Annotated in this window: 7 protein-coding genes; 1 reads left to right on the top strand and 6 read right to left on the bottom strand. The window is 35.5% G+C overall.

Annotated features, from left to right (window positions below):
* Nucleotides 1-208: 208 nt before the first annotated feature.
* Nucleotides 209-2,824 (bottom strand): TonB-dependent receptor, encoded by a 2,616-nt coding sequence (locus tag AAT17_RS08840; protein WP_060523688.1) that lies wholly within the window; start codon nt 2,822-2,824, stop codon nt 209-211.
* A gap of 172 nt (nt 2,825-2,996) precedes the next feature.
* On the opposite strand from AAT17_RS08840, the gene AAT17_RS08835 reads away from it, so the two are divergent.
* Nucleotides 2,997-4,025 carry a LacI family DNA-binding transcriptional regulator gene (locus tag AAT17_RS08835; RefSeq protein WP_042279529.1) on the top strand — a complete coding sequence of 343 codons (1,029 nt, stop codon included), beginning with the start codon at nt 2,997-2,999 and terminating at the stop codon, nt 4,023-4,025.
* Between the two features lie 307 nt (nt 4,026-4,332).
* Here AAT17_RS08835 and AAT17_RS08830 read toward each other — a convergent pair whose 3' ends face one another.
* The 5 genes from AAT17_RS08830 to AAT17_RS08810 form a co-directional block, all read right to left on the bottom strand.
* Nucleotides 4,333-5,667, bottom strand: a complete 1,335-nt coding sequence (locus AAT17_RS08830; protein WP_060523686.1) for a cytochrome P450 — start codon at nt 5,665-5,667, stop codon at nt 4,333-4,335.
* A 3-nt stretch (nt 5,668-5,670) separates the two neighbouring features.
* The gene (gene ruvB, locus AAT17_RS08825; RefSeq protein WP_042279524.1) at nt 5,671-6,699 is read right to left on the bottom strand and encodes a Holliday junction branch migration DNA helicase RuvB; all 1,029 of its coding nucleotides are present in this window, start codon (nt 6,697-6,699) and stop codon (nt 5,671-5,673) included.
* Between the two features lie 168 nt (nt 6,700-6,867).
* Nucleotides 6,868-8,691 (bottom strand): cbb3-type cytochrome c oxidase subunit I, encoded by a 1,824-nt coding sequence (locus AAT17_RS08820; RefSeq protein ID WP_060523684.1) that lies wholly within the window; start codon nt 8,689-8,691, stop codon nt 6,868-6,870.
* Between the two features lie 4 nt (nt 8,692-8,695).
* Nucleotides 8,696-9,775, bottom strand: coding sequence for a cytochrome c oxidase subunit II (locus tag AAT17_RS08815; RefSeq protein WP_042279518.1), 1,080 nt, complete (start codon nt 9,773-9,775; stop codon nt 8,696-8,698).
* Nucleotides 9,776-9,802: 27 nt separating this feature from the next.
* Nucleotides 9,803-11,164 (bottom strand): hypothetical protein, encoded by a 1,362-nt coding sequence (locus AAT17_RS08810; RefSeq protein ID WP_060523681.1) that lies wholly within the window; start codon nt 11,162-11,164, stop codon nt 9,803-9,805.
* Between the last annotated feature and the right edge of the window lie 15 nt (nt 11,165-11,179).

Here is an 11,179-nt window from a genome sequence, read left to right as displayed (position 1 = left end):
TCAAGATCAACATTCTGTGCTAAAGAGTTTATATTATTTCAATGACAAATGGATTTTGGAAATAAAATTGGCATTAAATAAATAATGCCAATTCTACTACAGATTTCTCTACGACCTAATCCAAAATTGTTTGTGGAACTTTATTTCATTAAGCACAGTGGAATACCCTTCTTATGCCATAACAAAACAACCACTACCATATAATATATTAAAATCTATATTGCAATCCTAACGAAACAGACCTTCCAGGAAGAGCTCTCGCTCTTAAATAATTAGTTTGCCCTTCTACGATGGAGCCTTCTTCAGACTCAGTGATACCTAATGTGTCAAAAATATTATTTGCAGACACGTTTACATTTAAGTTTTTAGTTATACCCATGTTTACAAATCCGTTTACTATTACAAATCCAGGCATAATTAATTCATTAGTGTCTTGGGCATATGCTTTTGTTTGTCCTATAAAGCTTAATCCTATGGAATTTTGCTTTTCAACGCCAAAGTTATAAGAAGGTATCAAATTATAAATGAAATCTGGTTGTCTCCTAGGTTTATTTCCCTCGTTATCTCCTGACTCAAGAGTCGCATTAGTATATGTAATCGCACCTCTAACAGTTAAATCCTTCAACCTATATGAACCTTCTACCTCTACACCGAAGGATTTGTAATCATTATCAATAATTAGATCCGGATTTGTAGCCTCGAACCCTGCTTGTTCTGTAGTTGAAGAATAAAATCCTGTAATATAAATAGCACCATTATCAAATCCTTGCTTGTACCCCACTTCTGCCTGATTAAGGAAATCTAGAGCGTTGATTCTATCAGAATTTTGGTAGTCTAATCCCGAGAACAAAATACGATCTGCCTTTGCAGATGCTCCTCTACTATAACGTGCAAAAACAGCTTGTCTTTCTTGTAGTTTATAATTGACACCTAATGAATAAGAGAAGTAATCATAATTGTAATTTACATTTGTAGGAGCCGCGTTATCTACACTAAAAACCACTTGTTCTGGTGCTGAAATAACACCATCATTATTTATATCTATAGTAGATTCTACACCTCCTGAAAATGCTCCATCTACTTTACCATAATCGAATCTGACACTAGCATCAAAATTTAAACTTTCACTTGCCTCTAATGCAATATTTAAATATGGAGCAGAGACGTTGTATTGTGTATCATAATTTCTTGCAAGGTTACCCCAAAAAGGTGTTCCATAAGCATATAATCCATTTTCACTTAAAGGAGCGCCTGCAGGATCAAAAACGTTGATCAATCTAGCATTCTCCCCTTTTACTTCTTGTAGGTAAGAATTCCAACTCCAGTTCATTGAAACATTTTGAATGGATTTAAAGTAACCTAATGTTATGTCTAGGTTGTTGTATGATTTTGATAATTTAATATCATTCATGAAGTTATTAAAGTTTTCTAACTCAACATCAAACATATGAATACGCGCCACAAGACTATTTGCTCCTACTGGCGAACCATCCGTGAATTGTAACGTAGATCCAGCACCAAAAGAGTCAGCAATTAACGCACTTGTACCTACTTGCGATGGGAAAGGAGATACGAAAGCTCCACTGTTTGCAGAGAATCTACCGTTATTAGAAACTTTATAGCCATTTCCTAGATCAAACTTCGCTGCAATTCCTAAGGATGTAGACACGGGATGCATACCATCTGTAACATCACCTCGTGAAGGCTCACCATCAGGCCCTAATCGTAGGGTTTGCGTTAAATTAGGTGTATGTAGTGATCCGGTAGTAGCATCAAAATTAGGAGCATCTTCCCAAGTAGGGTTTGCATTGGTTCCTGAAACTTGAATAGGAGCTGGTAAATAAGCTATCGCTCTATCATTTAAATACTTACCATAAACCCTTACAGATCCATTTTCAAATTCTTTCATCAAGCTCAATTTAAATTGACCTCCATTATTTGCAGTAAACCCAGCATCTCTTATTCCTTCTCCTACTCTATAAAACCCACCAGCATGAATATATAAATTATCCGCAACCTCAGTTCCGTATGAAAAATCAGTTCTAAAAGAATCATAATTAGCTCCGAATGTAGTTCCTATGATACCACCTTCTGATTTTCCTGTTTTACTTATAATATTTATAATTCCACCAGGAGCATTTGAAGTTTGTGTAGATGCAGATCCACCACGAATAGCTTCAATACGAGCAACGTTAGCATCAAATCTTGTAAAAATATCTGCAGTAGCAAAAGACATGTCTCCATATAATAATACTGGAAGACCGTCTTCCTGAAGTTGAACGTATTTGGAACCACCTGAAGAAATAGGAACACCTCTTACAGATATATTTGAGTTTCCTTCACCACCTGAAGACTCTGATCTTATTCCTGGTATTGTTCTAAAAATCTCTGCAGTAGTTCTAGGCGCGCTTTGAGCAACTGTTTCCGTTTTCAATGTTGTAACAGAAACACTTGACTCAATTTTTGCTTTAGGATTTGTCACACCAGTAACTACAACTGCCTCTAGAGACTCCGCATTTTCCTTCATTACAAAATCAACAACAACATTGGATCCGCTAACACTTACAGTTTTAATAACTTTATCATATCCTAAACTCGTAGCTACAATAGTGTAATCTCCATTTGGGACGTTTGCAATGCTGTATTTACCATCAAGATCAGTCACAGCACCTTTATTAGTCCCTTGAAGCACTAGATTCACACCAAGAAGTGTTTCGCCTTGAATATCTTTTGCAGTTCCAGAAATTGTCGATTGTGCGGTAACAGTAACAGCTGCAAACAACAATGTCACTATAATACTCCATGTAGTTTTCTTAATATTCATTTTGAGTAAAATTTAATTATCAGTAAATGTTGAGTTAATACTTTTCCGAAATTAGAACAAGGACAGAATTATTAATAAAAATTTCAACCGAAAACGTTTTCGGTTTTCTCGAAAACGTTTTCGATATTTACTTTTATTGTATTTTAGCTGCTATATTTTTGATAAATCCATCATGAAACAAGTCACATTAAGAGAAATCGCTAATAAATTAAACATCTCCATTACCACTGTTTCAAAAGCTCTTAAAGACTATCCAGATGTAAGTCCTAAAACCAAATCTTTAGTAAAAGAACTTGCAAGCACTCTGAATTACAAACCAAATGCATTTGCTGTTAATTTGAGAACTAGGGAATCAAAAACTATAGGTCTTATTATACCCGTAATTGTACATCACTTTTTCTCTAATGTAATTAAAGGAATAGTTGCTCAAGCTGAAAAAAAAGGTTATTTGGTAATTATACTGCAATCCAATGAATCTTATGAATTAGAGAAAAAACAAATTGACCTTTTAATGAATCAAAGAGTAGATGGTATTATCATTTCTCTTGCAAATGGTACTATTGAATACAAGCATTTGACTGATGTCATAAAGGCAAATACACCGCTAGTAATGTTTGATAAAATTGCTAAAATAGTCAATTGCTCAAAAGTAATTATTGATGATAGAAAAGCAGCGTATGATGCAACTCAACATCTTATAGATATAGGCTGTAGGCGAATTGCACATTTTCGAGGATCATTACTTCCTCAAAATTCTATAGATAGATTTCTAGGTTACCGAAAAGCTCTAGACGACAATGGAATCAAATATGATCCCTCATTGGTTTATATATGTGAATGTGATGATAATAGTTTTGAAGAAGGTAAAGAAAATGCAAGACTTCTCATGCAAGAGCACAACGATGTGGATGGTATATTTATAAACACCGATTTAGTAGCCATAGGAGCTATATCTGAATTCAACGATGCAGGTATTAAAATTCCTGAAGATATTGCGATTGTAGGATTCAGTAATTGGTTCATGTCATCAATTATTTCTCCAACTTTAAGTACAATCGATCAACCTGGTGTAAAAATGGGAAAAGCCGCTTTTAAACAACTTTACAAAGAAATAAAATTAAAAAAAAGAAATAAACCTGTGGAGTATCAACAAATCGTATTAAAAACTAAATTGATTCAGCGGGATTCTACAAAACTTTAGATTTGACGTCAAGCTTTCGCGAAAGCATAATTGAAAATTTTGTAAATGTCTCCCAAAACGTTGGTGTCGTTGTGCACACTATCAGTTAGCCTGCGTTTCCCTCCCTACCGCTCGTCGAATACAAGATAAACTGTAAGTTCTTTAAACTTCAAAGCGTAATCAAGTAGTATTTCTGATTGTACCTAGGGCTTTTATTGAAATTTATTACTAATTGAATTAGTCTAGTCGCTGTTGGTTTTGACCTGGACTAGGATATGATTGAAGGTAGAAGCAAGACTACAGAATTAAAATCAGACTTATCGTATGACTATCGCTCTTTAAACATAACGATCGCCTTTTTAGGTTTTAGGGTAATTAATGGATTGTATTCTATCCTTTCTCTGGTAGGGACTAAATGATACTTACTTACTAGTTTGTTCAAAACCATTACCATTTCAAACATCGCAAAGTTGTTTCCGACACACATACGTGGTCCTGCTCCAAATGGAAAGTAGAAATTCTTGTATTCTTTAACTTTATCTGGATTAAAGCGTTCTGGTTTAAAATCATCAGGAGATTCCCATAAGTCTTCTCTACGGTGTAACTCATAAAACGAAATCAACCAATTGGTATTTTTATCAATTTTTATAGAACCGCACTCATCATCTTTAAGAGCTACGCGATCAGTTACATAAGCAGGTGGATACAATCTTAATGTTTCTTCAACACATTGTTTGGTAAATTGAGATCGCATTATCTGCGTCATCAAGTCTGATTCTTTATCAACATCTTGCAACGACTGTAAAACTAAATCCTGTGCATTTTGATGTTGGGCTAATAGTTCAGTAGCAAAGCTTAATGCATTTGCCGTTGTTTCATGACCAGCAATAAACAAAACTAGTATTTCGTCTATGAGTTGCTCCTTACTCATATAGGAACCATCCTCATAGGTGCTGTGTAACAGCATGTCTAATAGATCACCGAAATGCTTTTGACTAGTTTTACGATCATCAATTATATCTGAAAGCAATTTTCTAGCTTCATTAATAAGCTCAAGATGATAGGGAATACTTCCAGATCCAGACAACCATTCTCGTTTATAGTACCAAAGTAAAAAAGGCAATCTTAATTCCTTAATCAACATTTTTTGAGCCTTTTCAGTAATTTCCTGAAGCCTGTTGATCTTATCATCAATATCTTCAATATAAAAAAGAGTTTTGGCAACTACTTTAAACGCAAGATTATTGAAAATTTCAAAAACGTCTTGGGTCTCATTAGGTTTGATTTTACCCAACTCTTCATCAACCACTTCTTCCATCTTGTTCATAAGAGTAGCGATTGATTTTTTGTAGAAAGCTGGTTGAATTAATTTACGATTGGCTTTCCATTGCTCACCGTTTGCCGTTAACAATCCATGACCTATATACTTCCCTAGGTCTTTTGTTTGTAAAGTAGACTTATGAAAATTCTTTTGATTTTTTTGAAGCATGTATTGCGCAAGGTCTTCGTCGCAAGTAAAATGGATGACCAATCCGGACTTCGGTTTTATCTTAAAAGTTTTACCGTACTTTTTAAAGTTATAACGGTGAAACGGTAAGGGATCCTTATAAATTTGTCTGGATTTGCTAAAAAACTCTATAAAAGGTACTTGTGGTATTTCCATGTGTTAGGTATCAAATAAGCCTCCTAGATTATTATGTCGGGTTTTACCCAAATGCTTATAGGCTAATTCAGTAACCTCTCGTCCTCTTGGTGTTCTCATTATGAAACCTTGTTGAATGAGAAAAGGCTCGTATACTTCCTCAATCGTTTCGGCATTTTCAGATACCGCTGTAGCTAACGTAGTAATTCCTACAGGACCACCTTTAAATTTTTCAATTAATGTTGTTAATATCTTATTGTCCATTTCATCCAGTCCATGCGCATCAACATTCAGTGCCTTCAAGGAGAATTGTGAAATATTCAGATCAATAGAACCATTGCCTTTTATTTGTGCAAAATCCCTTACTCTACGTAGTAATGCATTAGCAATTCTAGGTGTACCACGACTGCGACCAGCGATTTCAATAGCGGCATCTATATCAATAGGTACGTTTAAAATATGAGCGCTACGTGTTACAATCGTAGACAGTAACTCTGTAGTATAATACTGTAACCTAGATTGAATACCAAAGCGAGCTCTCATAGGAGCTGTAAGTAATCCTGACCTAGTAGTAGCACCAATTAATGTAAAGGGAGCAAGATTGATTTGAACAGTACGGGCATTAGGACCTGTTTCAATCATTATATCGATTTTATAATCCTCCATTGCACTGTATAAGTACTCCTCTACAATCGGACTTAATCTATGAATTTCATCAATAAATAACACGTCACGCTCATCTAGATTAGTTAGTAAACCAGCTAGATCACCTGGCTTATCTAGTACAGGACCACTAGTAACCTTGATACCTACGCCTAATTCATTGGCTAGAATATGTGCCAAGGTTGTTTTTCCTAATCCAGGCGGACCATGAAATAAGGTATGATCTAATGCCTCACCACGAAGATTTGCGGCTTGAACAAATACCTTCAAATTCTCGAGCACTTGATCCTGACCTGCAAAATCATCAAAGGATAACGGTCTTAACGCACGTTCAATATCGTGTTCCTCATTGCTTAAATTTTCACTAGAAGCGTCCAAATATTCATTCATATCTCAAAGATAAGTCCTACGATAATAGAAATAATAACAAAAGAAATGTTTGTGATGAATACGCTTTCGCGAAAGCGAACATAATTATACACTCTTAGAAAACAGAAGAAAATTATACGGCATAAAAAAAGCGCCTACAAGAGGCGCTTAATACTGTTCATATAAATTCTAGTGATTCATTTCTTCTTCACCATCTTGAAGAGGTATGTGTTGAGGAGCATAATCCTGTCCAGGTATTACATACTCACCGTTTTCATTTACTTTACTGTAATCGTAAGCCCATCTATAAACATGCGGTATAGGACCATCCCAGTTACCATGAATATGCTTATCACCAGTTGTCCACTCTAAAGTGTTAGACTTCCATGGGTTTGCAGGAGCTTTCTTTCCGTAGAAAATAGACTTAACAAAATTGTACACGAAGAATAGCTGTGCTAATGCTGTGAAAATAGCGAACCATGTTATTAACTTATTAGTATCAGCTAAATCATCGAAATATGGAAAGTTTGTATTTGTATAATAACGTCTTGGTAAACCAGCCATTCCGATAAAGTGCATTGGGAAGAATACTCCGTAAGCACCAATTGCAGTTAACCAAAAATGTGCATATCCAAGATTTTTATCCATCATGCGGTTGAACATTTTAGGGAACCAGTGGTAAACCCCAGCAAAAAGACCATACAACGCTGATATACCCATTACCAAGTGGAAGTGAGCAACAACAAAATAAGTGTCATGCACATTAATGTCCAACGTACTATCACCTAAGATAATACCTGTTAATCCACCTGTAATGAATGTAGAAACAAGACCGATGGAGAACAGCATGGCTGGATTCATCTGTAAGTTACCTTTCCATAACGTAGTGATGTAATTAAAGGCTTTTACAGCTGATGGAATCGCGATTAATAAGGTAGTAAAGGTAAACACCGAACCTAAGAAAGGATTCATACCTGATACGAACATGTGGTGACCCCATACAATAGTTGATAGGAAAGCAATTGCGAGTATAGACGCTACCATGGCACGATATCCAAAAATTGGTTTACGTGAATTAGTTGCAATCACTTCAGAGGTGATACCTAATGCAGGTAATAATACGATATATACTTCTGGGTGACCTAAGAACCAAAATAGGTGTTCAAAAAGCACTGGTGAACCACCTTGATGTGCCAAAACCTCTCCTTTGATATAAATGTCTGATAAGAAAAATGAAGTACCAAAACTTCTATCCATGATTAATAACAAAGCAGCTGATAAAAGAACTGGGAATGATACTACACCAATAATTGCTGTCACGAAGAACGCCCATATAGTAAGAGGTAATCTAGTCATCGACATACCTTTAGTTCTCATGTTAATTACAGTAACAACATAATTCAAAGACCCTAAAAGTGATGAAGCAATGAAAATTGCCATGGAAACTAACCAAAGTGTCATACCAGCACCTGAACCTGGCATAGCTTCTTCTAACGCACTAAGAGGTGGATATATAGTCCATCCAGCGGCAGCTGGTCCTGTTTCAACAAACAATGAAGCAATCATTATCACCGAAGACAAGAAGAACAACCAATAAGAAACCATGTTTAGGAATCCAGAAGCCATATCACGAGCACCAATCTGCAGCGGTATTAAGAAGTTTGAGAAAGTACCACTCAAACCTGCTGTAAGTACAAAGAACACCATAATTGTACCATGCAGCGTTACAAGTGCTAGATACATATTAGGATTCATTACTCCACCTTCTGCCCATCTTTCACCTAAGAAAAGTGAAAACAAAGCATTAGGTTGTTCTGGATATGCCAATTGTATTCTGAATAGTATAGACATTGCTATACCTATTGCTCCCATTATCAAACCTGTAATAAGATATTGCTTTGCAATCATCTTATGGTCTTGAGAGAAGATATATTTAGTTACAAATGTTTCTTTATGATGGTGGTGTCCATCATCATGTGCATTTTCTGTTGAAACTGAAATAGCCTGTCCCATAATTTTAATTTTCAGCGTTTGCTAAAGTTGTTCCTATTGTTTTTTGTTCTGCAATCCATGCATCGAAGTCTTCCTTCTCTTCAACTACTATTTTCATTTGCATGTTGTAGTGTGAGGCACCACAAATCTTATTACAAAGTAAATAATACTCAAACTCGTATGGATCTAAAGCTACGTCGCCGTTAGCTTCTAATTCCTTACTTCTTTGTCGACGAATTTCATTAATCTTACTAACTTTTTCCGTCATAAACTCTGTACTCTTATATTCTTCAGAAGTTACAGTAGGAGTAAACTTAAATTGAGTAACCATTCCAGGAACTACATTCATCTGTGCTCTAAAATGTGGAAAATATGCTGAGTGTAGAACATCCTGACTTCTAAACTTGAAAAGCACTGGACGATCCACAGGTAAGTGTAATTCTGTAGTTACTACGTCATCTTGACCATCGGCATCAGTAGGATCAACTCCTAATTGATTTGCACCTTCAATAAATCTAACATTTGCATCACCTAATGTATTGTCGGCTCCGCTGTATCTAGCTTTCCAACCAAACTGGTAAGCATAAACCTCTACAACGATTGGATCATCATCCATGTTAGCGTCCATAATGTCATTCCATGAGAATAAACCCCATAAAATTAATCCAGCGAGAACTACTACAGGAATTGCCGTCCAAATAAACTCTAAACGATCGTTATCGGCATAAAACAAGGCTTTTTGACCTTTTTTACCGTGATATTTATAAGAGAAATAGTGTAATAGACCTTGGGTAAGTACCTGTACAATCATGATAATAATTGTAGAGGTAAATAAAAGGCTGTCATACTCAGTACCATGTTCAGATGCTGCATCAGGTAAGAAAAAATCATCATACGCAATAAAACATGCGATCATCATGATATAAATACCGATACCAAAGTATAGCATGAACTGGCCATTACGTTTGTTATCTTCATCGTTAGCTATTTGAGCCTCGGCGCCATTGGAACCAGATGAAGCTTTACCTAAACTAACAATCTTTGAAATTTGCCATGCTGAAACGGCAATTAAAGCTGCGATTAATATGATAAGAAATGCTGTCATTTCAATAGTTTTCTTTTGTTAAGTAGATTAATAATGGAAATGCTTACTCTCTTTTAAATAAGGATCTCCTTTGGCCAATAATGGTGCTTTAGAAATGGTATTAAACACATAGAATAAGAAGATTCCACCAAACATTAGGAATGATCCTATTTCTGGTAAACCGATGAACCATGATGCACCTACTGTAGCAGGCATAACCATAACGTAAATATCTAAATAATGACCAACTAGTATAAATAAACCTGCTGTTACAACAAACCAGTTAATTCTCTTAAAGTCAGAATTCATAAGTATAAGCAATGGAAACAAGAAATTAATTGCTACCATTCCAAAAAATACTAAGTTATAATCCTCTATACGAGTAACGTAATAAGTTACTTCCTCTGGAATATTAGAATACCAAATAAGCATAAACTGAGAGAACCATAAATATGTCCAGAAAATACTAACACCAAACATGAATTTAGCTAAATCATGTATGTGTGAGTCATTAACAAACTCCAAATATCCCTTTGACTTAAGATAAATTGTTACCAAAGCAATAGTCGTAATACCAGAAACAAACATACTTGCAAAAACATACCAGCCAAATAATGTTGAGAACCAGTGTGGATCAAAACTCATGATCCAGTCCCATGACATTATTGATTCAGTTACAATGAAGAATACAAGAAATGCTGCACTGTGCTTAAAGCCTTTTTTATACCATGCAATATCACCGTCTTTTGCCTCATCTTGTTTTAATGAGAACTTACGAATATTCCAACGATATAAATTCCATCCTATTAAGAATGCTGCAGCTCTTGCAAGGAAAAATGGAATATTTAAAAAGCCGGTTTTACCTTGAATAATTTCATCGTGTGCTACAACATCTTCATCCATCCATATAAAAATGTGGTTTACATGAAATGCAGATATTAACAATAAAATGAACATGATGATTCCTCCAGGCAGTATATAACTACTGATACCTTCCATAACCCTAAACAACACAGGAGACCAACCAGCCTGAGCAGCTTTTTGAATAGCATAAAAGGCTAAAACACCTAAACCAATCATAAAGAAAAAGAATGCTGCAACATACACAGCAGACCAAGGTCTGTTAGTTAATTGGTGGTAAACATGCTCGGCATGTGACATTTCGTGAGATTCACCATGAGCTTCATCACCGTGTGATTCCTCACCATGAGTGTTATGATGATCATTCGTGGCATCCTCAAAATTCACTGTACTTGCTCCATGATGATCACCATGATGCTCGTTTTCCAGCATTTGTTCTACTTCTGCAAGATCTGCTGGACGGTTTATAAAACCAAACACAGTCATAATAAGACCTACTACAAACAGTATTCCTGCAAAAACTTTTAATTTACTTGATAGCGTATACATAAATATCTATTTACG

The organism is Nonlabens sp. MIC269, from assembly GCF_001430865.1.
Taxonomy (GTDB): domain Bacteria; phylum Bacteroidota; class Bacteroidia; order Flavobacteriales; family Flavobacteriaceae; genus Nonlabens; species Nonlabens tegetincola.
The sequence above is the reverse complement of the archived record's forward strand: the minus strand, read 5'-3'. Positions and strand labels throughout refer to the sequence as shown.

What these genes read in the sequence shown, in the direction of transcription:
- AAT17_RS08840 (WP_060523688.1), bottom strand. Translation starts at nt 2,824, where the DNA reads ATGAATATTAAGAAAACTACATGGAGTATTATAGTGACATTGTTGTTT.
- AAT17_RS08835 (WP_042279529.1), top strand. Translation starts at nt 2,997, where the DNA reads ATGAAACAAGTCACATTAAGAGAAATCGCTAATAAATTAAACATCTCC.
- AAT17_RS08830 (WP_060523686.1), bottom strand. Translation starts at nt 5,667, where the DNA reads ATGGAAATACCACAAGTACCTTTTATAGAGTTTTTTAGCAAATCCAGA.
- ruvB (WP_042279524.1), bottom strand. Translation starts at nt 6,699, where the DNA reads ATGAATGAATATTTGGACGCTTCTAGTGAAAATTTAAGCAATGAGGAA.
- AAT17_RS08820 (WP_060523684.1), bottom strand. Translation starts at nt 8,691, where the DNA reads ATGGGACAGGCTATTTCAGTTTCAACAGAAAATGCACATGATGATGGA.
- AAT17_RS08815 (WP_042279518.1), bottom strand. Translation starts at nt 9,775, where the DNA reads ATGACAGCATTTCTTATCATATTAATCGCAGCTTTAATTGCCGTTTCA.
- AAT17_RS08810 (WP_060523681.1), bottom strand. Translation starts at nt 11,164, where the DNA reads ATGTATACGCTATCAAGTAAATTAAAAGTTTTTGCAGGAATACTGTTT.